We start from the raw sequence: 25,439 nt of genomic DNA on the forward strand, positions 1-25,439 counted from the left end.
AAAAATAATGTAAGGGGTTACTTTGGCTCCATCTGTTTAAAACGTTGCAAGTTGATTTTCATTATCCAATAACTTGGTAAAACGCCCGAAATAAACAAAATAAAAGCTGGCATTTTAGAAATTAACCAAGCACAAAAAACAAGGCCAATCACAATCATAAAGGTATTTTTAAAACTAGTAATGGCAAGTAAGAATGCTTGCCCAACATAAGCGCGAACATTTTTCATTTGGAAGTGAACAAATACGGTAAAATACTGCAAAAAGGCGATACCAACGAGAAAAAGTAAGAACATCAAGAAAAAGTATAAAATGGTCGACCAAAATCCTTGCATCAGTTCAAAAACAATCCGTAAATCAGCATAAAGAAATATCCCAATGGCTGCAAAAATCCCACCTGCTAAATTAGCAGAAACAAATACTTGCTTATAAGTTTGCCAAGCTGATTTCCAAACAGGCGTGTCTAAATCACCTCTCGCCCATTTTCTCGTAATCGTAAAAAGAGCAACTGTCGCTGGCATAAATCCAAGCACAATCCCGCCTATTAATACAAGGAAAAGCCATACTAAATTCGTCCAAACAAGCCGTATTATCCAATCACTAATAACTGAGAATTTATCAATAAGTTTCATTCTTTTTTCTCCTTTGATAGTAAGAGAAAGCCTGAGTTTTTCGCCCAGACTTTTCTTTTTTATTTACTTAATGGGCTTCCTTTTACATATACACCACATAAACTTAGAACAAATTCGCTAAACATCGCATTCGACCAAGCAAACCAGTCGCGAGTGAATTCAGCTGGGTTTGAAGCATTAACTCCTTCATGCATGTAATCCGTGCCACCATCACCAGCTATTAACATCTCTAAAATAGCTTGTTTCTCGCTTTCTGTTTCTGCGGTTAAACCTTCAATACTGAGCGCAATCGGCCATACATAATGATCCGGCGTATGAGGGCTACCAATTCCAGTAAGGACGCTACCTTCTACAAAATAAGGATTTTCTCGGCTTAAAATGAGTTTTCTAGTTGCTTGATATGCTGGATCATTTTTCTCACAAAAACCTAGATACGGCGCAGCGAGTAAGCTCGGTACATTGGCATCATCCATAAATAACTTGCGCCCAGTTCCGTCAACTTCATAAGCATAAACATCGCCGTAATACGGGTGCGCTTGTTTAGCGTATGTTTCAATTCCAGTTGCGACTTCTTCTCTTAACTCCGAACTAGCTTGGATTAATTCCTTATCGTCCGGGTAAAACTGTGCCGCTATTTCTTGAGCGTAATCCATCACTACGACCAAAAACATATTACTTGGCACAAGATAACCGTACACACACGCATCATCACTCGGTCTAAATCCACTCCAAGACATCCCCGTATAACTTACATCTGTTCCTTTGCCATTATTATTTAAAGTATCTGATTGACGCACATTTTCTCGTTCAAAACGATATGGACTTTGCTCCGTATGCTTTTGTTCCGTTTTAAATACGTCGATAATCTGGTGCAAAGCCTGTCTGAATTCCTCGGTAAAATGACCCGTGTGATTAGTACTTTTCCATAATAGATAAGCTAACTGGACTGGGTAGCAAAGTGAATCAATTTCGTATTTACGCTCCCAAACAAGGTCTGACATCTCTGTTTTATCTTGTTGAAAACCGGCACCATTCGCAGTTTTATTAAAAGCATTCGCATAAGGATCATGAAGAATATATTTTGTTTGCAGTTTTACGAGATTTTCAATTAATGTCGCCATCTCTTCATCTTCTTCTGCAACAATTAAATAAGGGCGGATTTGGCTCGTTGAATCGCGTAACCACATTGCTGGAATATCGCCTGTAATAACAAACGGAAGCCCTTCTTCTGTTTCCTGCAAAGTAGTTGTATAGGTGTTAGTAAAACATTTTTCAAACATGCGATGTAATTTTTCATTTTCTGGAAAAGTCGTTTTTACTATATCAATCCATTTGTTAAAACTTGTTGGTACTTTCTTTGTCATGAATTACACTCCTTTTAATGTGATAATTTCGTTTGGTTTAACGGTAAATTGATTTTTTGCATCTCCTGCTGTTTCTTCTAAAATGGTCGATTTTCTCCACAGATTAACCGTGTTTAATAGTTTTGGCTCGGATGCGGTTTGATAGAAACGAATAATTGGTTGATTGTCTTTCGCTAGTTTAAATGCGGAAAAAACAAGTCCGTCTGTTACTTTCCATTTCGCAAAATCTTTTGTTTCTGCAAGAATTTTTTCTTTTGATGATGACGGGTGTTGAATGGCAAAAGTAGGTGTTAAGAGTGCGTTAACTTGTGCAGGGACGTTGACGCTTGATTCGTCTGTTAGGAATACATGGAACTCGGCTGTGATTTCGCGGTGGCATTCTGCTTCATATGCTGGGAAATCACCCCAATCGCCAATTTCTGATACTGCGCGTAACAGTGTTAGTTCCAATCTGTCCCCTTGCTCGCTTACTTCATATTCCGGTAAGTCGAGGCTTGCAACAACGATATTTCCACTAGTAACAAAACCTTGTTTCCGGTTATCATTAGCAGGATTTGTCCATTCTTCCACTTGTTTATTCGCGCGCGTTACTACTTCAAAAACACTGCCCGCTTGATGTGTTTCTGTTTGTTTCCCAGTTGGTAAAAGTACGCGAAGGCGATGATCATCCACCTGGTTATCTAGTTTAACGCGAACAGTTAGTTGCTTATCATGTTTATTCAGCGTCAGTTCTGTAGTGATTTTAAAAGTAGTACGGTTCTCTGAACGATGTGACGTCCGGGCCGGATGCCATACTAGTCGGCGTTTTTCTTCAGCAAAAGTCGCACTTGCGCTTACTGGAATTTCTATTTCATGTTTAATTTCGATTGTCTTTCCAAGCTTATCTTCACGCAACACGCGAACTGCTGGTTTTGAATTAAAGGTATTTATACGTAAATTATCGCCTGTTTCTTTAAACATATACTCATTACCAATATCGCCAACATCCTCATATGCCCCAAGTCCCGCGACTTCTACAGCCGTCTCTTTATCCAAAATGGAGTAAGTTCCGTTCGGCGCGATTTCCACTTTTAAATATTGATTTTCTAACTGTAAGTCCCCTGTTAGCTCTTTTTCGTCATCCGAAACTGCGACCGGATACGCATAGATTGTTTGGTACCCAACTGCTGGTAAATGTTCCACAGTAAAGGTTAGTTTATACTTTCTTGCAAAATAAGAATCGCGGAATTTTCGTTCTGGTAAATCATAGTTAAAATGAATACCAAGTGGCTCAACTACAACCGGAATTTCCTCCCCATTACTTGTTTCCATCCGAAAACTTTGTTCGGGAAGTTTTGCTAATTCATCTGGTATCAATTCAAAATGCATCTCAGAAAAATGAATCGCGTCTGTTTCAAGTTCAAGTTCGACAGTTCTAGTTGCTTCTACCCCACCTGCATGGAAAACCGTAATTGGAATACCCGCATCATTCGTTACGATTTGTTCCGTTATTTTACGTGCGGCGTTTTGAATAATCGCCATAGTTGTTTGTTCCACTTTTTCAAAACGAGCTTCCATTTCGCGGTGCACTTCATCCAAACTACATCCTGTAATGCTGTCATGGATTTGATTTTCCATGAGTAATTTCCAAGCAAAAGCCAGATATTCATGCGGATAACTAACACCAGCTTCTGTTGCCATTACAGAAATCGGTTCAGCTAAACGCTCTAATAAACGTTCAATTTTAGCATTGGCTTGTTTCAAATAAATACGCGAGGAAGCCGTGTTAGCAAGCGTTGACCAACCATCCGATTGTTGGCTTGTTAATTCTCCGTGAACTGTTTGTAATTTTTCAGGTTCAAGCCCGGCTTTGACAGCATCTTGGTATTTTTCAAAATGACTATGAATAAAATCAACCTCTGGATACAGTTCCCGTGCTACTTCAAGAGCTTCCGCTAAATTTGTTTGGACAGGCTGGTGATCGCAACCGTTCATAAATAACCATTCATCTGTTGATGCAAATCGTTCCACGTCTGCCAATTTTTTATCCCAGAAAATTTTTGCTGCTTCTTTATCAGTTGGAATTTCATTACCATTGGAATACCAATTAGCGAGTAAAATTCCTAAAACTTTCGAACCGTCCGGGCTTTCCCAGAACATCTCTGAATATTTCGAGGCAAAAGCACTATCAAATACTTGGTTATTAAAGCCAGTTGGGTTAACACCTCGCCCAAAAACAACCGTGTCAAAACCAGCTTGACGCATTAATTGCGGCACTTGACCATATAAACCAAACGTATCCGGAAAATAACCAATTTTTTCCGCTTGACCGAATTCTTCTGCCATTTCTAAGCCATATTGCAAATTACGAATATTCGCTTCTCCACTCGTCAAAAAAGCATCTTGTAACATATACCAAGGTCCGATTCGTAATTTTCCATCAGCAACCAATTGTTTCATTTTTTCTCTTTTAGCAGGTTTTACAGCTAAATAATCTTCTAACATAATCATTTGTCCATCCATATGAAAATGATTAAAACCAGCTTCTTTATCAAGTAAATCTTCTACTTCATCCATAAGTGTAACGAGCCTAAATCTTAAGCTTTCCAGTGGTAAAAACCATTCTCTGTCCCAATGAGAATGCGATATAATATGCGCTTTCTTTCTAGTCATTTTGCCCCTCCAAATATCCTTTTTGTATTCGCTTTCAAGCTAAGTATAGTAAGGGCTAAAGCGAATTGCAATGCTACGCCAAAAACTACTATGAATAATCCATTTTCCCTTGATTTGTCCATTTCAAAAAAGCTTATTCCTTACCGCTCTAAAGATGAGAAAAACGACCCTACCAAATTCACTTCAAAAGCCAAATTGACTTCTTTTCCCGCTATGATATATTGAAACCGTTCTAGACAAAAAAGAAAGGATTTGAGTATATAGATGTTTTTCACAAAAGATAAACTACGCGGTAGACTAGATGAAGTCGCCCTTTACCGCTATGAGAAAACGCATCCAATTCAGAAGTTCCAAGCAGCTGAGGATATGGACGGAAACATTGCAGCGCGCCCTCAAACTGTCATTTATGATAACGAATTAACTATTGGAGAAAACTGGGCCGGCCGCGATCGCTACGTCTGGTTAAAAACAACGATTACCTTCCCCAGTGCCAAAGAAGGTACTCGCTTAATCGGTTACTTTGATTTTGGTAATACTGGCGATGGTCATAATTCTGGCTTTGAATCCTTATTATTCGTAAACGGCGAACCATTCCAAGGCGTCGATCAAAATCACCAAGAAGTTCTTTTCCCTGATAGTTTTGCTGGAAAAACGACCGAACTTGTCTTTCGTTTATGGTCTGGTCTTGAAGGTGGTGGCGCTCCTTCCATCCAAACACATCAGTTAAAAGAAGCATTTATTGGTTATTTAAACCTCGTGATTGACGATTTATATTTTACGAGTAAAGCTACCTTAAAAACACTCGATCAACTGGAAGAAAATAATCCGACGCATGCTCCCCTGCTTCAAGCTATTAACCGAGCTTACCTAGCGATTGATTGGGGAACACCAGGCTCTAACCAAAATCTTTCCTCCATGGAAAACGCCAACCAAATCTTGCAAGCAGCAATAAAAGAAATGCCGAAAAACTTTCCTATCAAAGTAGCAGCAGTTGGGCATACCCACATCGATGTAGCATGGCTATGGCGTTTAAAACATACCCGCGAAAAAGCAGCACGATCATTCTCGACCGTGCTCCATTTAATGGAAGATTATCCTGAATACTTATTTTTGCAATCACAGCCCCAACTCTACGCCTACATCAAAGAAGATTATCCAGAAATTTATGCCAAAATAAAAGCTAAAATCGAGGAAGGCAACTGGGAAGCTGATGGCGGAATGTGGCTTGAAGCCGATTGTAATATCCCTAGCGGAGAATCACTTGTCAGACAAATGCTCTACGGTCAGAAATTTTTACGCGAAGAGTTTGGCAAACCTTCTAGTTTTCTATGGTTACCTGATGTATTTGGTTATAGCTGGGCCTTGCCGCAAATTCTCCGTAAATCAGGCATCAAAACTTTTATGACGACTAAAATTAGTTGGAATCAATATAATCGAATGCCGCATGATACGTTCCAGTGGCGCGGTATTGACGGAACGGAAATCCTAACTCACTTCATCACTGCACCAGAAAAAAACAGCCGAATTTCTACTTATAACGGTAAAATGACCGCGCGTGAACTGGTGGGACTTTGGGATAAATATCAAGATAAAGAAATAAACCAAGAATTATTACTTGCTTATGGTTACGGCGATGGAGGTGGCGGGGTAAATCGCGAAATGCTCGAGATGCGTCGTCGCTATGATAAAATGCCAGGAATCCCTGAAGTAAAACCAAAAAGCGCTACCGATTATTTCGATGATTTACATGAAACGATTCAGAGCACTGATCAATATGTCCACACCTGGAACGGGGAACTTTACTTTGAATACCACCGCGGAACTTATACCAGCCAAGCCTTCACGAAAAAAATGAACCGTAAAATCGAGCTTGGTTTAAGAAATAGCGAATGGCTTTCTGTTTTAGCGAACTTAAAAGAAGGAACTACTTATCCGACCGAAAAATTAGCGAACATTTGGCAAATATTACTTCGAAATCAGTTTCACGATATTATCCCTGGCTCTTCCATCAAAGAAGTATATGATGATGCGCTAATTGAGTACACTGAAGCACTCACCGAAAACAATGCGATTATCTCTAAACAACTAGAAAAACTAACCCAGCAAGCTTCTGAGAAAATAACGCTATGGAATAGTTCCACTTGGAATCGTCCACGCTATATCGAAATCAAAGCCGATAATCCTGCTAGCAACTTAGCCTTTTATGATCAAAAAAATAAGCCACTCCCTGCACAAAAATTAGCAAATGGCGCGTGGCTCATCCAGCACCATAACTTGCCAGCGCTCGGTGCCACAAGTATTTCCGTTAAAGAAACAACTAGTGAGCTAGCAAAATCGCCTTTCACTTACAAAGACAAGCAATTAGAAACACCCTATTATCAAATAACTTGGAACGAAAACGGTCAATTCACTTCCATTTTTGACAAAAAAAATAACCGCCAAGTATTAGCAGAAAACGCGAGGGGGAATGTATTTCAATTATTTGAAGATAAGCCTATGTGGCATGATGCTTGGGATATTGATTTATTTTATCAAGAAAAACAGAAGGAAATAACCACATTAGACTCTTTTGAAGTAATCAATAATGGACCACTTGAACTCACTATTAAACAGGTGCTTCACTCAGAGAAATCACAAATTACGCAGTGGATTCATTTTTACCACGAGAGCCCTGAAATCAGATTTGAAACAGAAGTGGATTGGCGTGACCGTAACCAGTTGCTGAAAGTTGCTTTTCCTGTTTCCGTTCATGCCAGTGAAGCTAGTTATGATATTCAATTTGGTAATGTAAAACGACCAACGCACTGGAACACAAGCTGGGATTATGCCCGTTTTGAAACAGTTGGACATCAGTGGGCCGATCTTTCCGAGAAAAATTACGGGGTTAGTTTGCTAAATGATTCCAAATATGGCTATGATATTAAAGACTCGACGATTCGACTAACCTTACTCAAAGCAGCTGGCTACCCTGACCCAGAAGCAGATTTAGGTCTTCACCAGTTCACGTATTCCCTTTTTCCGCATCAAGGAGATTTCTTAGACGGAGAAACAGTCCAAACTGCTTGGGAATTAAACAACCCGATTTTCACATCTAAAGGAGAAATCGAACCATTCTCGCTTTTCAAAGTTACTAATCCTTATGTGATGATTGATAGCGTCAAACAAGCTGAGGACGGTAATGGCCTTATCATCCGGCTGCATGAATTCGCAGGCACACACGGCGAAGTGACGCTAACTAGCGATTATGCAATTACTTCCATCACAGAATGTAACTTACTGGAGGAAAACGAAACAACACTTGAAACAGCAACATTTGCCATTACTCCTTTTGAAATTAAAACTTACCGAATTTATCTGCAATAAAAAAACACGCAGCAAGGCTTCTCCCTAAGAAGTCCGCTGCGTGTTTTATTAGTTTAACGTGATCAGATTAAAGTTTAGTAACTTTTTCTGCTTGTGGGCCACGTTGGCCTTCAACGATTTCAAATTCAACGCTTTGACCTTCGTCTAAAGTTTTGAATCCTTCACCTTCGATAGCGCTGAAGTGTACGAATACATCATCTCCGCCTTCTACTTCGATGAAACCGAAACCTTTTTCACTATTAAACCATTTAACTGTACCTGTTTGCATATTTCACAAACCTCCAAAAATTTTCTTAATATGTTTCTTTTACTAACGAAAAAGATGTTAACAACAAGCTAATCATTTTTTCAATTACAAAATTCACATATTAGCAAAGATACTCATTTACATCAATATCCTTGCTAATACATAAATAGACTTCCTGCAACACTTATATATTAACGCCAACGGACAAATAAATCAAGTGAAAAAGTCGCACGGTTACAAAATAGAGTATTCAGTTTATTAACTAAAAAACCCTGCTATAAGTCAATTCTTATAACAAGGTTTTCTATTAATCGACAATACTTTTATCTTTAATACGCCATTTCACAAGTAAATTATGTAACGGTTTACGCACTAAGAAATAAACGCCTAAAGAAATGAGTACAGAAGCCGTACCAAGTAAAAATCCGCCCAGTACATCTGTTGGGAAATGCACGCCTAAATAAACACGTGTATACATTACAAACAAGATAAATCCATAGCCGATAATTCCGATAACGATTTTTTGCCACATTTTTGGCACTGTGAAAATTAAGAACATCGCTGCAAGTCCGTAGAATACCGCCGTAGCAGTCGCATGTCCACTAGGAAAACTAAAACCTGACTCATCTATTAACCAGTTAACGCTATCTGGACGTGTACGAGCAACTAATGTTTTCAAGACTAGATTTAGGACAACACCACAAGCAAGCATCGTTCCTCCAAACCATAGTCCAACAACAAATTTTCTTAAAAAGAATAGGATAAGAACAACAACAATAGTTAAAATAATAGTTGTTTCTGCACTACCTAAATTGGTCACTAGTTTAACGATAGCTGTTTTATCAGGTTGAATCCCGCCGCGAATCTTTTCAATCCAGCTTAGATCAAAACGTGCTACCCAGTTACTTTCTGTCGCAATGGCTGCGGCGATTGTAATAAATAAAATCAGACAAAATCCGCCAATAACGAATAACGGTGTCGCTTTTTTTCGATTTGTATTCATGGTTAACTCCTTTTCATTCGGTTGTTTTTAAAAATTGCTTTACTTCTTTTACAAGTTCTTGATACTGCGCTTGTTCTGGTGTCGCTTCATTTGTAAGTTCAGTTACAGCGTCTCTTTCGTAGCTAACTGCCCCCGTGCTAACAAATGTTGCATTACCAATTAATTGTAGCGAAATTTCACCAGCTTCGTCTTTTTTGGCAGTCACTTGTACTCGGCCACCATCATTATAAACATTAAGTGGTGTTTCAAAAGTATCCTTATCTAACATTTTTTTAATTAAACTACAAGCTGACATCGCTGTCCCGCATGCATTCGTAAAACCTACACCGCGTTCAAATGTCCGCACATAAATCGCATCATCGCTTAATCGTTTCACAAAACTAACATTGACACCATCTGGAAAATAAGGATTTTCGCTGTTTAAATAACTCGCTAAAGTTTCTTGTTTATCCGAATCTAACACGGTTTGGTCCACAAACGTAATCAAGTGTGGATTTGGAACAGACACAGCAGAAAAAGCTAGTTCCGAATCTAGTTCAGGAACGACTTGATTAAATAATTTTTCCACACCGACATTCATTGGTAAACTTTCTGCATTAAATTTAACTGGAGAAATTTCAACTTGGTACGTTGGTATATCAAAACCAAGTGAAGTTGCTTTTTTGACATCCAGTATCGCTTTCATTGTTTCGACTTTTGCTTCTGTTAATGCGTGCTTTTCAAGTAAATAACGAGCTACCGTTCTTAGGCCGTTCCCGCACATCGACGCAATTGATCCATCCGAATTAACGACGCGCATTTGGCCAATTGGTCCAGCTTCATTACTTTTTGTGACATATAAAATACCATCTGCCCCACCAAGCGAATGCTCTCTATCGCAAAGCTTTATTGCAAAATCAGCACGTTTCGCATCCGACCAATCCATGATTTGATTTTCTTCTTCATCAACTAAGAAAAAATCATTTTGCGAACCATGTACTTTTGTAAAGTGAATTGTTGCCATTCCTTCAAGCAACCTCCTTTATTTGGAATTACGTCTATAATACCACATCTTAAATTAAAAAAGCTTGGGGAACCTCCTTTTTAAACTACTAGGATTTTCCCCAAGCGAGCATTAAGCTTCGTAGTGTTTTACAACAATATCAGCACAGCGGCCACAAAGTGTTGGATGTTTTGGATTTACGCCTACATCTTTTTTCACTACACGGCAACGTTCACAAGTTTCGCCTTCTGCTACAGTAATTTGAACAGCTACTTGATTCGATTTAAATGCGGATTCTGGTGCGTTTTCTAAACCTTCCACTAGTTCAAAATCAGAAACGATGAATAGTTGTGCAAAATCGCCTTCTAATGAATCAAACAATGTTTTCGCTTCACCGTCTACATATAAAGTTACTTTTGCAAGCATTGATTTACCGATAAGTTTTTCATTACGAGCGAATTCTAGCGCTTTTTGGACGTTATCACGGATTTGCATGAATGCGTCCCATTTCGCAGTAATTTCTTCACTATCAGCTAATACTTTTACATCTGGTAAATCTTGTAAATGAATACTTTCCGCGCCTTCACCAATCAAGCTATTCCAAACTTCTTCCGTCGTATGCGGTAAAATTGGAGCAAGTAGTTTTGTCAAAGTAACAACTGCTTCATAAAAGACCGTTTGCATAGCGCGACGATCATGACTATCCGCTGCTTCAATGTAAACAACATCTTTGGCAAAGTCCATATAAAATTGGCTTAATTCTACTGTACAGAAATTATTGATTTGGTGATAAATAGTAGAGAATTCAAACGCTTCATAGCTATCCTTCACATTTTTCACTAAATCGTTTAATTTAATCAGCATGTATTTATCTACTTCACGTAAGTTTTCATAAGAAACACCATTAGTAGTTGGATTGAAGTCATTGATATTTCCAAGTAAGAAACGCATTGTGTTACGGATTTTACGGTACACTTCGGATACTTGTTTTAAGATTTCATCACTAACACGAACATCAGCTTGATAATCTACAGAAGCAACCCAAAGACGAACAATATCCGCACCAAGTTGTTTAATTACTTTGCCTGGAAGTAAAGTATTTCCAAGTGATTTACTCATTTTACGACCTTCACCATCAAGTGCAAAACCATGACTTAGCACATTACGATAAGGTGCTTCGCCAGTGATAGCTACAGCTGTTGTTAAAGAGGAGTTAAACCAACCACGATATTGGTCAGAGCCTTCCATGTACAAATCAGCTGGACGACTTAATTCAGGTCGAGCATTCAGCACGGCTTGATGACTTGAACCAGAATCAAACCAAACATCCATAATATCCGTTTCTTTTGTAAATTCGCCATTTGGGCTACCTGGATGTGTAAACCCAGCTGGTAATAAGTCTTTCACATCACGCTCAAACCAAACGTTCGAACCATGCTCACGGAACAGTTCTGAAATATGATTGATTGTTTCGTCTGTGATAATCGCTTCCCCGTTTTCCGCATAGAAAATAGGTAGCGGAACGCCCCACGCACGTTGACGAGAAATAACCCAGTCGCCGCGGTCGCGAACCATATTGAATAGACGTGTTTCACCCCAAGCAGGAGTCCAGTTAACACCTTTAACAGCAGCGAGTAAATCATCACGGAATGCGTCAATTGAAGCAAACCACTGCGCTGTAGCACGGAAAATAACTGGTTTTTTCGTACGCCAATCATGTGGATAAGAGTGAGTGATGAATTCCATTTTTAGTAATGCGCCCACTTCTTCTAGTTTTTCTGTCACCATTTTATTCGCTGTATCGTAAAATACGCCTTCAAATCCTGGAGCTTCTTCTGTAAACACACCACGATCATCTAGCGGAGCAAGAATTTCTAAATCGTATTTTTTCCCGATTAAAAAGTCATCTTCCCCGTGTCCAGGAGCCGTATGAACCGCACCAGTACCGGCTTCAGCAGTGGCATGTTCGCCGTTCATTACTAAAGAGTCACGGTCATAGAATGGGTGTTTAGTTACAACGCGGTCAAGTTCAGAACCACGAACTGTTTTAACAACTGTCGCATCTTCAAAGCCTAGTTTTTCACGTAAGCTTGGTAAAAGTGCTTCTGCTACAACATATTTTTCACCCGCAGATTCAATTACTACATAGTCCAAATCAGGGTTAACAGTAATACCCATGTTTGCAGGAATTGTCCAAGGAGTTGTTGTCCAGATAACGATATTCGTTCCTTCGTCTAGTACGCCTTTTCCGTCTGTTACTTTGAAAGCCACGAAAATCGAAGCAGATGTTTTATCTTGATATTCGATTTCTGCTTCCGCAAGTGCAGATTCACTAGAAGGAGACCAATAAACAGGTTTTTTACCTTTGTAAATGTAACCTTTTTTCGCCATTTCACCGAATACTTTGATTTGCTCTGCTTCGTATTCTGGTAAAAGAGTGATGTAAGGATTTTCCCAATCGCCGTTAATTCCAAGGCGTTTGAAACCTGTACGTTGGCCGTCTACTTGCGTCATTGCATATTCGGCACACAGTTTGCGGAATTCAGCGATCGACATTTCTTTCCGTTTAACACCTTTTTTGGCGATAGCTGTCTCGATTGGTAGTCCGTGTGTATCCCAACCAGGAACATACGGGGAACTGAAACCAGCCATTGATTTATAACGAACGATAATATCTTTGATTGTTTTATTTAACGCATGCCCCATATGAAGCTCTCCGTTTGCGTAGGGAGGGCCATCATGTAAAATATACGTCTTGCGTCCAGCATTTTTTTCTTGAATTTTCTCATATAGCTTTTCTTCTTCCCATTTTGCTTGCCATTCAGGTTCTTTGTTTGGCAAATTTCCACGCATTGGAAAATCTGTTTTTGGCATTAATAACGTATCTTTATATTCCATACTCTCTTCTCCTTTAAAACTTTATTTTTAAACACAAAAAAATCTCTCCCAAAAAAGGGACGAGATTCGCGGTACCACCCTTGTTGACATGCATGTTAATTGCTTGCCCACTTCATTAATGCCATAACGCCGGCTCGCGCTAACACTTACTCAAGCAGTTGCTTTTTCGGGTTAGAACTAAAGAGTGATTTCGATTTTTTAGAGGATAGCTGGTCTCACACCTTGCACCAACTCGCTTTGTATCCTATATCTAAAAAATTTACTTGTCTCTTATAATCGTTTTTAACGTTCTTCAGATTCAGCAGCTTCGACTTCTTTAATAGACGCTAGTTCTGTTGCATCTACATCGTAAGCCATCATTTGCTGCCAGTCTTCACTTTTAATTAAATCCATTTGCGCTTCTACTAACATACGAAGACGCTCGCGGAATACTTTAGATTGGCGTTTTAGGTCTTCAATTTCAATCGCGATTTTACGAGCTTTAGAAAGTGAGTCGCTTAAAATTCGGTCTGCATTTTTTTCAGCTTCACGGATAATAAGTTTTGCTTCTTTTTCAGCGGAAGCTTTCACTTCTTCGGCAGCTGTTTGTGCCACGATTAATGATTTGTTTAATGTTTCTTCAATGTTTGTAAAATGACCTAAACGTTCTTCACTATTATTTAAAGTGTCCTCAATACGCTTTTTCTCTTTGATAACTTGTTCATAATCTTTAATGATTTGATCGAGGAAGTCATTTACTTCGTCTTCGTCATAACCTCTAAAACCACGGGTAAACTCTTTGTTATGTATATCCAGCGGCGATAATGGCATATCTAGCACCTCCATACGACTATTGTTTATAAATACCTAACATACATTCTACCATAGTTACTAGCTTTTTCCTAGAATTTATATTGAAAAATGGTTAGATTAAAAATCCAGCTTTATCTAGCGCCTTAATCGCTTGCTCTAATTGTTCTTTCGTATCTGCTTCAATCGTATGTAAGTGGGTTCCGTCCGTTAAACCAGAAAGCATCGTTGCTCCTGTTGTTTGCAATTTCCGCACAAATTTTTCTACATCAAAACGGCTTTTTAAATGTAGTGAAGCGGTGATTTCGCCGTAGATTGGATGATCCACAATTACATCAATAATGGAAACACCGTGATCCACCAAAATATTTAGTTCCTCGGCAGCTTGTTCTTTCGTATGTTTTACAGCGATAACGCGTCTTTCACCTGTATAACTCGTTTCTTTCGCATAAATATAACCTTGTGGGGTAGCCATAATTGGTTCATTGCCAGCTTTTAACAAAGAAATATCTTGAACAATCACTTGGCGGCTAACATTTGTTTTCTGTGCTAATTGATTTCCAGAAATTGGAGCCTCAGCTTCTTTCAGCCATTTTAAAATCATTTGCCTACGCGTATCACCTAATATTTTTTTCATCTTATCACCTTTTTCGTAGTAATTTATCGATTTCCGCTTTAAAAATAATACTATCGTTTAATTCATTTTCTTTTCCAAAAGATAGCCGGATAAAACGGTTTGCTTCTTCTGTTGTTTTTCCAGTAGCGATTAATGTTCTGGACGGGGCTAAATCACGTAAACTACATGCGCTCGTCGTCGAGATTTGAATATCTGCTTCGTTTAAAGCAAGTAAAGCCTCCTGACCTTGCATATTTGGCAAAGTAAGTCCTAAAATAAACGGCGATGTATTTGGTCCACCTTCGACTTTCACCCGCGTTTCTAATGTGTCGCAAATCGCAGCTTTTAGTTTCAAAGCTCTAATCGCTTCTTGCTCTCTATTTTCCATTATATCATAGGCGGCAGTTGTAAAGGCAGCAATAGCTGGAACATTTACCGTCCCCGGTCTAAAGCCAAATTCATGATGTACATCTGGCAAAACTGCCTGCAAAGGAGAATCTGGTTTCATAAAAAGTAGTCCCGCCCCTTTTGGCCCATAAATTTTATGCGATGAAATACTAAAACTAGTGACATCACTTAAATCTAAATCAAGTTTTCCAAAAGATTGAACAATATCGGTATGAAAAAAGACACCTGCTTTTTTAGCAATGTGAGCTAGTTCGGCGATTGGTTGGATGGTTCCGATTTCCGAATTAACATGTTGAATAATAATAAGCCCCGTCTCAGCAGAAATCATTTTTTCTAAAGTAGCTGGGTTTACTTGCCCAAACGAATCAACTGGTAATGCTTTCATACGACACTTCCCCGCTTGTTCGAGTGCCATTAGTTGCTGCCAAACAGAAGCGTGTTCCAGCGGACTTACGAGCACTTCTTTCTTCTCAGTTGTATGGAGTAGCGTTTGGATCGCGATTTGATTACTTTCTGTTCCACCACTCGTAAATAAAATCCCGCGGTTTGGAACTTGTAATAACTCAGCAAAGCTTTCCCGACATTTTTCTAAAAGGGCTGCTGATTTCGTCCCGGCATCGTGTAAACTTTCCGAATTAGCGAAGAATTCTCGCGAAGCAGCCATAAAAACTTGTAAGGATGTTTCACTCATTTTCGTAGTTGCTGCATGGTCAAAGTAAATCATCTCTTTATCTCTCCCTTAAAATTTTATACTTGAATTTAGTTTGATTTTGTGTGATTATAGATGACAAGACAACTGTATATTCATTAAGAAGTATACAATTAATCGAACCTACTATGCAAGAGGTGGAAATGATGACAAAAGAACGAGTTATTATCATTGGGAGCGGTATCGCAGGTTGCACTGCTGCCCTCAGATTAATGCAGGACTATGATGTGACAATAATCACAAAATCTCATAAAGAACAAAGTAACTCTATGCTTGCTCAAGGTGGTGTCGCCGCGGCTATATCAAAAAGCGATACACCAAAAAAACATTTTAGCGATACCTTTCAAGCTGGCTGTTTTCATAATAAAGTTCGCGCTGTAAACCAACTTGTGACTTGTGGCCCGATTGTGATCCAAAAATTAATAAATGAAGGAATGACTTTTGACGAAAAAGATGGCGAACTTTCGCTTGGATTAGAAGGCGCGCACCAACTGCCTCGTATTTTGCATTCAGGAGGAGATCAAACCGGCAAATTCCTTACTACATTTTTACAAGAAAAATTGAAGGTTAACTGGCAAGAGCAAAAAATGGCTATAGAGATTATTAAACATGACGGTAGAGCAATTGGCGTTCACTGTTTAGATAAAGAAAACCAGCTACATACTTATTACGGCGAACATATTATTTTAGCAAGTGGCGGACTTGGACAACTTTTTCCTGTAACCACTAATGCTGCAACTATTTCTGGAGACGGCTTGGCACTTGCTTACCGAGCTGGCGCGACACTATCCGACATGGAATTTATTCAGTTCCACCCAACCTTACTTTTTCTAAACGGGCGTTGTCATGGCTTAATTTCTGAGGCAGTCCGCGGCGAAGGAGCTACACTTATTCGCGCGGATGGTTCTGCTATTATGGAAACCGTGCATCCACTGGCAGATCTCGCTCCACGTGATGTCGTTGCAGCCACACTTTTTGAAGAAATTGAGCGTGGTAACCAAGTGTTTCTTGATATTACTAAGGTCGCTCATTTTGAGAAGCGATTTCCTGCAATTACAGCCAGCTTAGACGAGCACCAAGTACCATTTCGCGAAACAAAACGAATTCCAGTTCATCCAGGTGCGCATTTTTTAATGGGTGGTGTTCGAACGGATTTGAACGGTAAAACGAATATCCCTCATCTTTATGCCATTGGTGAAGTGGCAAATGCAGGTGTACACGGCGCCAATCGTCTCGCCAGCAACTCCCTTCTTGAAACACTTGTTTTTGGTGAAAAAGTAGCTGAATATATTCACACGCAAAAAACCAACCGAATAATAGCTCCAGAGAATTCCCCCACTTATCAAACAACAATGCCCCATTTACCTGAAAAACATATACTCCAAGAAAAAATCTGGGAAACATTAGGAATCACACGAAAACCTGAGAAAATCACTGAATTTCTCCATTGGTTAGAAACATTTGATTACGCTAACCACACGAGAGAAACAGCTGAATTAAGTCATATGATTATTACCTCAAAATTAATTGCCGAAAGCGCCTTAAAACGAACTGAAAGCCTTGGCGCACATAGAATTTTAAAAGGAGTAACAAAATGAACTCAATACTTATGAATCAAGCAATTCAAGCATTTTTATTAGAAGATATTGGTCAGCATGATTTAAGCTCAGATAGTATTTTCTCCAGTGAAACAATGGGAGAAGGCGTTTTTATTGCGAAGGAAACAGGTATTCTTTGTGGCATCGCTATCCCGCCCAAAGTATATGAAATCCTTGGTGGAAACGTGCATTTTGAAGCCGTAAAAAAAGATGGTGACACAATTAAAAAAGGAGACATTATCGCGACTGTCTCGGCCCCTGTTCGCACTTTACTTTCCGGTGAGCGTGTTATTTTAAATTTAATGCAACGAATGAGTGGCATTGCTACCCAAACCCATATTGCCGTAAAACAGTTAGACGATTCGACTATTCGAATTTGTGATACAAGAAAAACAGCCCCCGGTCTCCGTGCCTTCGATAAATACGCCGTACAGAGCGGTGGCGGCTTTAACCACCGAAATGGTCTGTACGATGGAGTCATGCTAAAAGATAACCATATCGCCTTCTCTGGTGGTATAACCGAAGCTGTTTCTACCGTTCGTGAAAAACTGGGACATATGGTAAAAATCGAAGTCGAAACAGAAACTGCCTCACAAGTAAAAGAAGCCGTTCAAGCTGGTGCAGACATCATTATGTTTGATAACCGCACACCAGAAGAAATCCAACAACTTGTTAAACTAGTGCCAGACCACATTACTACGGAGATTTCTGGCAATATCACTTTAGATAATATTAATCATTATAAAGGCTCTGGTGCGAATTATATTTCTTTAGGATCACTAACGCATTCGGTTCGCGCTCTTGATATTAGTTTTAATAGTAAAGGAGGTATAAAAGCATGAATTTACTTGAAACAGTGGAACAAGATACGATGCCTGCTCGATATAAACATATGACCTCGCAAGAAATGATAGCTCGTGTCACGGAAATCAAAGCACAACTCGGCGAAGATCTTTTTATTCCTTGCCACCATTATCAAAAAGATGAAGTCGTTCCTTTTGCAGATGCAATTGGCGACTCTTTACAGTTAGCACAAATTGCTGCAAATAATAAAAAAGCAAAACATATCGTTTTTTGTGGTGTTCATTTTATGGCTGAAACGGCAGATATGCTTACGACAAATGAGCAGATTGTGACGTTACCGGATATGCGCGCTGGTTGTTCGATGGCGGATATGGCGGATATTCACCAATTAACCAACGCTTGGCCAAAGCTCCAAACCCTTTTTGGCGATACGATTTTACCTGTCACTTATATTAATTCCACGGCTGCGATTAAATCTTTCGTCGGCGAGCACGGCGGTACAACAGTTACATCCAGTAATGCAACCAAGATTGTCTCATGGGCACTTCAGCAAAAAGAGCGGATTTTCTTTCTTCCAGACCAGCATCTAGGTCGGAATACAGCTTTTGAACTAGGCATCCCGTTAGAACATATGGCCATTTGGAATCCGATAAAAAACGAACTGGAATACGACGGTAACCTAGATGATTGTAAAGTAATTTTATGGAAAGGCTACTGCTCCGTCCACCAACATTTTACAGTTAAAAATATCGAAAACATTCGTAAAAATCATCCTAACATGCGAATTATTGTTCATCCTGAATGTACGCATGAAGTCGTTTCACTAGCAGATGACTCTGGATCAACGAAAAAAATTGTGACAGAAATAAGTAACGCAGCACCTGGCACCGAATGGGCTGTCGGCACAGAAGCCAATCTGGTCGGTCGCATTATTCAAGAAAATCCCGATAAAAAAATCGTCTCGCTCAACCCTTTTATGTGTCCGTGTATGACAATGAACCGAATCGACTTACCTCATTTACTTTGGACACTCGAGGCTATTCAAAACGGCGAACAAAGAAATCAAATCAAAGTGGATGAACATACAACCAAATTTGCGTTAAAAGCATTAGAAAGAATGCTGCAATTAAGCTAATAAAAAAACGAAAGCAGTGGCTGCTTTCGTTTTTTATTTTAAATAACCAATTTCAATTCGAATTTTATCTTTTTTCGTCCTACCACCAGTCGATAATACCTTCACTCTTCCGTATCCACGAGCTGATAATACGTCTTCTTCCTCGCATTCAAAATCCGGATTTTCCACTGTTTTCCAGTTTACTTTTACAAGGCCCGCGGTGACTAATTGTTTCGCCTTCTGCCTAGAAATATGGTGCGCATTACTAATAATAACATCGAGTCGCATACTAGAAACAGTTAAGCCCATTTCTTCCCAAACGACTGGCGCATAGACAGCATTCGCCAAATCAGTCTCTTCTAACATCACATTTACTTTACCGATTTTTTCAAGCTGTAATGTTAAATAATCCTTCATCGTACTTTCTACTAATAACTGCCATTCACTACCATTATTTAAAATATCACCAAAAATATCGCGTTTCATTCCAAGCGACATTAATGTACCGAGAATTTTTTGATGCGTGAGTGTCGTGAATTTCACCGGGTAGCGAATATGGAACAAAGCCACCTCAAAATCAGCTTCTGTTGGGGTATAATAATCAGGATAAATCAGTGCGCGCCGACGTTCTGCATGCGGAACCCCACCAAAAAACTGGACGCCAATATGCTCATAACCACCAATTACTGTCTCGGTAATATAACGTTGCCTCGGGTCCAAAAAATCCGTTAGTTGCGGTGTATATTCATTTTCAACTTGCATCGTAATTCCTAATATCTTATCAATAAATGCGTATTCTTCCGCACGAAAATGCTGATATATTCCATCCATCATCTTTTCTCCCTTTCAATCCATTCCGAGTCTTTAGCCCTATTATACCATGAAAAAAGCTGCTCCTCTGCTAATCTTGCTTCATTATTCAAAAAAAGCCACCCATTAGAAAACGGGTGTGCTTTTTAAAATAGCATTGGAATAACGTACACTTGAATTAGTCCAGTTAAAACTCTCATCGCATATTGGAAAATGAAATAAGCCACAAGGGACGAAATATCAAACATACCAATCGGCGGAATAATTCTTCTAAAAGGCTCTAAAATCGGTTCAAAAATACGTGCTAAAAATTGACCGATTTTCGATTCTCTTGCACCTGGAAACCAGCTCATCAAGAAATAAATAAACATTAGTGTTGGCAACCATCTAATAACAAATAAAATGACTTCCACCACTTGATATAAAATACTTTGCAATCTAGTTTACACCTCTAATTCATTACATAAAGTTTTGTTCATCAAGCATTTCGGAAATAGAGCCATTTACTTCAACGTTATCTGGAGTACATAAGAAAATATTATTTCCAACACGTTGAATATCTCCACCTAACGCATAAACAGTACCGCTTAAGAAATCAACAATACGTGTCGCTTGGTCATGGCTAATGCGTTGTAAGTTTACAACAACCGTTTTATAATCTTTTAAGTAATCCGCAAGTTCTTGGGCTTCTGCATATACTCGCGGTTCTGCGAGTACCATACGACTAGAAAACTGTGCTCCCTGCATACTAACCACCTTCGCATCTTCTTCTTCAACGGCATAAAAACGATTTTTACTAGGTTTTTCTTTCTTCGTTTTCTTTTGCATAGGTTCTGGTTCCCTCGCTACTTCTTCTTCATAATATTCTTCCTCTTCATCTAAGAAAAAGAATGACTTAAATTTATTCGATAGTCCCATTTGTTACACCTCCATATTATCGTCACTCACCAAAGCTCTTCCTACTCGTATAAATGTAGCACCTTCTGTAATCGCAATTCCGTAGTCGTTTGTCATCCCCATAGATAACTCAGTACACGGAATATTTTTTAACTGAAGCGCATGAATCTCTTGCTGCAATTGCTTTAACTCATGAAATACGTGATGCAGCTCTTTGTCACTATTTGTAATAGGTGCCATTGTCATTAAACCAACAATCTCAATAAAATTGAAATCTGCTTCTTGTAAAAACGACAACGCCTCTTCTTTTGAAAAGCCATGTTTGCTTTCTTCCCCAGAAATATTTACTTGTAAGAAACATTTAATTGGTTTTGTTGCCCGCTTTTCAATTTCTTTTGCAAGAGAAGATCGGTCAAGCGAATGCAAATAATCGATTTCTGGTAAAACATCTTTTACTTTACGTGTTTGTAAAGAGCCGATGTAGTGCCAACAAATGTCATCTTTATCCGCAAGTTCTCTAGTTTTGTCTAGAAATACATCTGCCCGATTTTCACCAAAGTGACGAATTCCTAAATCATAAAGTTCTGTGATTCCAGCTACATCAATTGTTTTTGTAACAGCTACTAAAGTTACATCTGCCTGTTGACGATTGCTTTTTTCACAAGATTGTTTTATTTGTGCTGTTACTTTTTCTAAATTAGCTTGTTTTGTCATTTGTTTAATCACCTTATATAATTCCCGAAGCGCTTCATTTAAAACGCTTCTTGTTATAATCAGATACCCGGTCACTTAATCACGCATTAACAGTGGCCGGGTGAAATTGTGTTATAAGTATTATCCGCGACGGTTACGGTTACGGATAAATGCAGGTACATCAACGTCTGAACTGTTTTGTTGTGGTTCAGCTTGTGGTTGTTCGTGTACCGGATTATTTCCTTGTTGCGGTGCATTTTGCGCGTAATCATTTTGCGGCTCATCTTGCACAGCATAGCTTGGACGATTCACTTGAATGGATTGGTTAGGACGACGATTCGCTTGCGCTTGTTGTTGCGCTTGTTTTTCTTCATCAAAACCTGTTGCAATAACAGTTACAATCAATTCATCTTTTAATTCATCGTTAATAACAGAACCGAAGATCATGTTTACATCTTCATCAGAAGCGCTAGAAACGATTTCTGCTGCTTCTTGTACTTCATAAAGACTAAGGTTAGATCCACCAGTAATGTTCATTAGAACGCCTTTAGCTCCATCAACGGAAGTTTCAAGAAGTGGCGAAGAAATGGCTTTTTTAGCAGCTTCTGCGGCACGGTTTTCACCAGTTGCAATACCGATACCCATAAGTGCAGAACCACGATTAGTCATAATTGTTTTTACATCGGCAAAGTCTAAGTTAATTAAACCAGGAACGGCAATCAAATCAGAAATCCCTTGTACCCCTTGACGTAAAACATTATCTGCTTCACGGAAAGCTTCAAGCATTGGCGTATTTTTATCAACAATTTGAAGTAAACGGTCGTTAGGGATAACAATTAAAGTATCCACCGCTTCTTTCATTGCTTCTGTTCCAGTTAGGGCTTGTTTCGTACGTTTTGGTCCTTCAAAACCAAATGGTCGTGTAACAACACCTACAGTTAAAGCGCCCATTTCTTTAGCGATTTGAGCGATAACAGGTGCAGCACCAGTTCCAGTTCCGCCGCCCATTCCAGCAGTTACGAATACCATATCAGAGCCTTTTAAAGCTTCTTCAATTTGTTCGCGACTTTCTTCTGCTGCTTTTTTACCAATTTCAGGTACAGCTCCTGCGCCTAAACCACGCGTTAATTTTGTACCGATTTGTAATTTTGTTTCTGCTTTTGCTAAATTAAGTGCTTGAGCGTCTGTATTAACGGAGATAAATTCTACTCCTTGAACACCATGCTCAATCATACGGTTTACAGCGTTGTTACCGCCGCCGCCAACACCGATTACTTTAATTGTTGCCAAACTTTCTGAACTAGTGTCAAATTCTAACATATTATTGCCTCCTATTTGCCGATTTATACGATTTGTTTTTCTTGCTGCCTTACCAGCTATTCGCTTTTATTCAAAAAATGCGCCGAAAAAATTCTTCATTTTTGTTGATACTTTTTCGTCATCTGATTTTTTTGGTTTTTGTTTAGGTTGTTTTGGTTTTGGTGCTTCGTCATCATAACGAGGCTCACTTGCGGTGCTACTTACATCGCGACCTTCTAATTCAGCCATTTGGTAAGCATATTTAATCAAACCTACCGCTGTTGTGAAGGATGGTTCGCGAACACCGATATAATCAGGAATCGCCAGTCTAACATGTGCTGCCAATGTTTTCCCTGCTAAATCAATAGCTCCTGGAATCGCCATTGAGCCACCAGTTAATACATAGCCTCCTGGAAGATGCGTTTTACCTACGCGGTTCAATTCTTCTACAACTAATTGGAAAATTTCTTCCATACGAGCTTCGATGATATCCGCTACTTCTACTTGTGTAAAATGTTGTTTTTGGTCACTACCGATAACATCAATTGCAAAAACTTCATCCGGAGAAGCATCATCATAAAATGCGTAACCGTGCTCTAATTTAACACGATCTGCATTGGCTGTAGATGTATTTAGTCCAAGCGATAAGTCTTTAGTGATATTATCTCCACCCACTGGAATAACACCAGTGTAAGTTAACCTTCCTTGCTCAAACACGCTAACAGTTGTCGTTCCTGCACCAATATTCACAAGAGCAGTACCGAATTCTTTATCGTCTTCAGATAAAGAGATAGATGCCTCAGCAAGTGGTTGTAAAGCAATATCAGAAATCTCTAGACCAGCACGTTCCACACAACGTAACGTATTATGTAAAATTGTTTTTGAGCCAGTGATTAGTGTGCCTTCCATTTCTAAACGAACACCAATCATTCCACGTGGATCGGTAATCCCAGTTAAACCATCCACAACAAATTGATCAGGAATAGTATTAATAATTTCTCGTTCAGGAGATAGAGGAACGACTTGAGCGGCATCCATCACATTCCAGACATCTTCATCTGTAATTTCCCGGTTTTCGCTACCTACTGCCACAATTCCTCGGCAAGCTTCTAAATGTACCTGACTCGATACTACCCCAACGATTACTTGAGAAATTTCAACGCCAACCATTCTTTCTGCTTGTTCAATTGCCTTTTTAATGGATTCTACAGTCTTGTCTATGTCGATAATAATCCCTTTTTTAATTCCGGATGACTCGACATTCCCAACACCGATAATATTGAGTCTATCGTCAGCCATTTCCGCGATGATTACTTTCACAGAAGCTGTTCCAATGTCCAAACTTACATAAATTTCGCTATCACCCATTTATCGGCACCTCCTTTTATTCTAGTCATTTAAAGTATAATATTTCATTTTTTATACCGAGCAAAGCCGGTTTTTTTAACTTGCTTGAAAAAGCGGTGTTACTTCTTTATTTATATGGCGTCAGTGTAGAATGATTCCCCATTCTGCCTAACATACAAAATCACTTATTTACAGTCTACACTAAGAAAGAAGGTAATAAAAGCACAAAGAACAATTTTTGGCAAATTCTTAAGATATTTTTTTCATTTTATTAAAAAAGCGAACAAGTGTTGGTATCGCAAGCTTGCAGGTCATCATTTTGTCACCTTTTTGACATATCTGTTAAGTGCTAGTTCGCCAAAAATGCGAGAGAAGAAACAAGTCTTTATTCGTTTTCTTTTTTCTTCTCCGCGGCTTTTTCTTCGGCAGCTTTTTTTTCGGCGTTTTGTTGATAATAACTTTGGAAATAAGAACCTACTTCAATATCAATCACGCCTTTTTGTCCTTTCGCTAGTTGAGCGACAATTGCTGGATAATGCTGCATCTTTTCTGCAAAACTACTTATATCAGCTGAAACTTGATTGCCATCATTCATATATAATTCAATATGATTTTGATCGGTTTTCGTAGGACTATAAATCACTTCGGAAATAGAATTCACTACATCTTTTGGTAATTTGTTAATTTGCGCTACCATTTTTTCGAGCGTTTTACCATTTTTAAAATTTTGGAATAGTAGGTCGTTCCCTATTGGAAATTGTCTCGGTTGGTCTGTTAGCATCGTGCCATTTTCAAGGACGTCATAGTATTTACCGTCATTTTGTTGGTAACCAATCGTTTTATATTCTGTAATGTTAATTTTCACATCATTTAGGCCATCTTTAGAAACGGTTGCGCTTTTTATTAACGTGTTTTTTTCGAGCGTTTCTTCGGTTTTGCCGTTTCTTATTCCAAGAACAAATTCACCGGCAGTAAGCCCGCTTTCTTTACGAACTTCATTTTCAGTTAGTTGTTTATTTCCACTTACAGCAATTTTATCTAACTTACTCAGTGGGGAAAGGAAATAAAGTGTAATTAAGATTAAAATCGCAAAAATTCCGATTAAAATGGCTAAATGTCTTATTAACTTTTTTTTGCGGTATTTTTTTAATTCAGGTATACGGTTTTCGATGGAAACTACTCGTTTGTTTTCAGCCATTTTATTCGCCCCCTTCTGC

At 38.9% G+C, this 25,439-nt stretch carries 21 protein-coding genes and 1 other annotated feature; of the genes, 4 read left to right on the plus strand and 17 right to left on the minus strand.

Going from position 1 to position 25,439, the window contains the following annotated elements; translation table 11 throughout:
* Nucleotides 1-17 precede the first annotated feature (17 nt).
* From AC4PG8_RS08300 to AC4PG8_RS08310, 3 genes are read right to left on the minus strand one after another with little or no spacing between them, the layout of a single operon-like run.
* A complete protein-coding gene (locus AC4PG8_RS08300) occupies nucleotides 18-629 on the minus strand; it encodes a YesL family protein (protein ID WP_003763246.1) in 612 nt (203 codons plus the stop codon).
* Nucleotides 630-688: 59 nt separating this feature from the next.
* On the minus strand, nucleotides 689-1,993 hold the full coding sequence (locus tag AC4PG8_RS08305) for a glycoside hydrolase family 125 protein (RefSeq protein WP_492170248.1): 1,305 nt from the start codon (nucleotides 1,991-1,993) through the stop codon (nucleotides 689-691).
* A gap of 3 nt (nucleotides 1,994-1,996) precedes the next feature.
* Entirely contained in the window at nucleotides 1,997-4,645 is a 2,649-nt protein-coding gene (locus AC4PG8_RS08310) for an alpha-mannosidase (protein WP_492170249.1), read from the minus strand.
* Nucleotides 4,646-4,909: 264 nt separating this feature from the next.
* On the opposite strand from AC4PG8_RS08310, the gene AC4PG8_RS08315 reads away from it, so the two are divergent.
* Nucleotides 4,910-8,008 carry an alpha-mannosidase gene (locus tag AC4PG8_RS08315; RefSeq protein WP_492170250.1) on the plus strand — a complete coding sequence of 1,033 codons (3,099 nt, stop codon included), beginning with the start codon at nucleotides 4,910-4,912 and terminating at the stop codon, nucleotides 8,006-8,008.
* Nucleotides 8,009-8,075: 67 nt separating this feature from the next.
* Here AC4PG8_RS08315 and cspB read toward each other — a convergent pair whose 3' ends face one another.
* From cspB to AC4PG8_RS08350, 7 genes are all read right to left on the minus strand, one after another.
* Nucleotides 8,076-8,276 carry a cold-shock protein CspB gene (gene cspB, locus AC4PG8_RS08320; RefSeq protein WP_003723180.1) on the minus strand — a complete coding sequence of 67 codons (201 nt, stop codon included), beginning with the start codon at nucleotides 8,274-8,276 and terminating at the stop codon, nucleotides 8,076-8,078.
* A 286-nt stretch (nucleotides 8,277-8,562) separates the two neighbouring features.
* On the minus strand, nucleotides 8,563-9,258 hold the full coding sequence (locus AC4PG8_RS08325) for a phosphatase PAP2 family protein (RefSeq protein WP_045552888.1): 696 nt from the start codon (nucleotides 9,256-9,258) through the stop codon (nucleotides 8,563-8,565).
* Nucleotides 9,259-9,271: 13 nt separating this feature from the next.
* Nucleotides 9,272-10,261, minus strand: coding sequence for a diaminopimelate epimerase (gene dapF, locus AC4PG8_RS08330; protein ID WP_160464493.1), 990 nt, complete (start codon nucleotides 10,259-10,261; stop codon nucleotides 9,272-9,274).
* A 111-nt stretch (nucleotides 10,262-10,372) separates the two neighbouring features.
* Nucleotides 10,373-13,138: an isoleucine--tRNA ligase gene (ileS, locus tag AC4PG8_RS08335; RefSeq protein WP_003763254.1), complete on the minus strand. Its 2,766-nt coding sequence runs from the start codon at nucleotides 13,136-13,138 to the stop codon at nucleotides 10,373-10,375.
* A 52-nt stretch (nucleotides 13,139-13,190) separates the two neighbouring features.
* Nucleotides 13,191-13,424, minus strand: a binding site (T-box leader).
* On the minus strand, nucleotides 13,421-13,948 hold the full coding sequence (gene divIVA / locus AC4PG8_RS08340; protein WP_003725769.1) for a septum site-determining protein DivIVA: 528 nt from the start codon (nucleotides 13,946-13,948) through the stop codon (nucleotides 13,421-13,423). Its footprint overlaps the feature before it by 4 nt.
* A gap of 94 nt (nucleotides 13,949-14,042) precedes the next feature.
* On the minus strand, nucleotides 14,043-14,564 hold the full coding sequence (locus AC4PG8_RS08345) for a transcription repressor NadR (protein ID WP_003727955.1): 522 nt from the start codon (nucleotides 14,562-14,564) through the stop codon (nucleotides 14,043-14,045).
* 4 nt (nucleotides 14,565-14,568) lie between these two features.
* Nucleotides 14,569-15,675 (minus strand): IscS subfamily cysteine desulfurase, encoded by a 1,107-nt coding sequence (locus AC4PG8_RS08350; protein WP_492170251.1) that lies wholly within the window; start codon nucleotides 15,673-15,675, stop codon nucleotides 14,569-14,571.
* Between the two features lie 131 nt (nucleotides 15,676-15,806).
* Here AC4PG8_RS08350 and nadB point away from each other — a divergent pair, with 131 nt between their 5' ends.
* Genes nadB through nadA form a run of 3 tightly spaced genes read left to right on the plus strand, consistent with a single transcriptional unit; the run spans nucleotide 15,807 to nucleotide 19,197 of the window.
* Nucleotides 15,807-17,258: an L-aspartate oxidase gene (nadB, locus tag AC4PG8_RS08355; protein ID WP_492170252.1), complete on the plus strand. Its 1,452-nt coding sequence runs from the start codon at nucleotides 15,807-15,809 to the stop codon at nucleotides 17,256-17,258.
* Nucleotides 17,255-18,100 (plus strand): carboxylating nicotinate-nucleotide diphosphorylase, encoded by an 846-nt coding sequence (nadC, locus tag AC4PG8_RS08360; RefSeq protein WP_185538936.1) that lies wholly within the window; start codon nucleotides 17,255-17,257, stop codon nucleotides 18,098-18,100. The genes nadB and nadC overlap by 4 nt, the downstream gene beginning before the upstream one ends.
* Nucleotides 18,097-19,197 carry a quinolinate synthase NadA gene (gene nadA, locus AC4PG8_RS08365; RefSeq protein ID WP_185538938.1) on the plus strand — a complete coding sequence of 367 codons (1,101 nt, stop codon included), beginning with the start codon at nucleotides 18,097-18,099 and terminating at the stop codon, nucleotides 19,195-19,197. Before nadC ends, nadA begins: the two co-directional genes overlap by 4 nt.
* A gap of 33 nt (nucleotides 19,198-19,230) precedes the next feature.
* Here nadA and AC4PG8_RS08370 read toward each other — a convergent pair whose 3' ends face one another.
* From AC4PG8_RS08370 to AC4PG8_RS08400, 7 genes are all read right to left on the minus strand, one after another.
* Entirely contained in the window at nucleotides 19,231-20,007 is a 777-nt protein-coding gene (locus AC4PG8_RS08370) for a YlmH family RNA-binding protein (RefSeq protein ID WP_033837754.1), read from the minus strand.
* A 125-nt stretch (nucleotides 20,008-20,132) separates the two neighbouring features.
* Nucleotides 20,133-20,423: a YggT family protein gene (locus tag AC4PG8_RS08375; RefSeq protein ID WP_003763260.1), complete on the minus strand. Its 291-nt coding sequence runs from the start codon at nucleotides 20,421-20,423 to the stop codon at nucleotides 20,133-20,135.
* A 22-nt stretch (nucleotides 20,424-20,445) separates the two neighbouring features.
* Nucleotides 20,446-20,904: a cell division protein SepF gene (locus AC4PG8_RS08380; protein WP_003763262.1), complete on the minus strand. Its 459-nt coding sequence runs from the start codon at nucleotides 20,902-20,904 to the stop codon at nucleotides 20,446-20,448.
* 3 nt (nucleotides 20,905-20,907) lie between these two features.
* Nucleotides 20,908-21,597 (minus strand): YggS family pyridoxal phosphate-dependent enzyme, encoded by a 690-nt coding sequence (locus AC4PG8_RS08385; RefSeq protein WP_070024752.1) that lies wholly within the window; start codon nucleotides 21,595-21,597, stop codon nucleotides 20,908-20,910.
* A gap of 120 nt (nucleotides 21,598-21,717) precedes the next feature.
* Nucleotides 21,718-22,896: a cell division protein FtsZ gene (gene ftsZ / locus AC4PG8_RS08390; protein ID WP_003769589.1), complete on the minus strand. Its 1,179-nt coding sequence runs from the start codon at nucleotides 22,894-22,896 to the stop codon at nucleotides 21,718-21,720.
* A gap of 66 nt (nucleotides 22,897-22,962) precedes the next feature.
* On the minus strand, nucleotides 22,963-24,243 hold the full coding sequence (ftsA, locus tag AC4PG8_RS08395) for a cell division protein FtsA (RefSeq protein ID WP_003767733.1): 1,281 nt from the start codon (nucleotides 24,241-24,243) through the stop codon (nucleotides 22,963-22,965).
* Between the two features lie 364 nt (nucleotides 24,244-24,607).
* Nucleotides 24,608-25,420, minus strand: coding sequence for a cell division protein FtsQ/DivIB (locus tag AC4PG8_RS08400; RefSeq protein WP_185540767.1), 813 nt, complete (start codon nucleotides 25,418-25,420; stop codon nucleotides 24,608-24,610).
* Nucleotides 25,421-25,439 lie beyond the last annotated feature (19 nt).

Source organism: Listeria sp. MAN/IMW/UF555 (assembly GCF_058684075.1).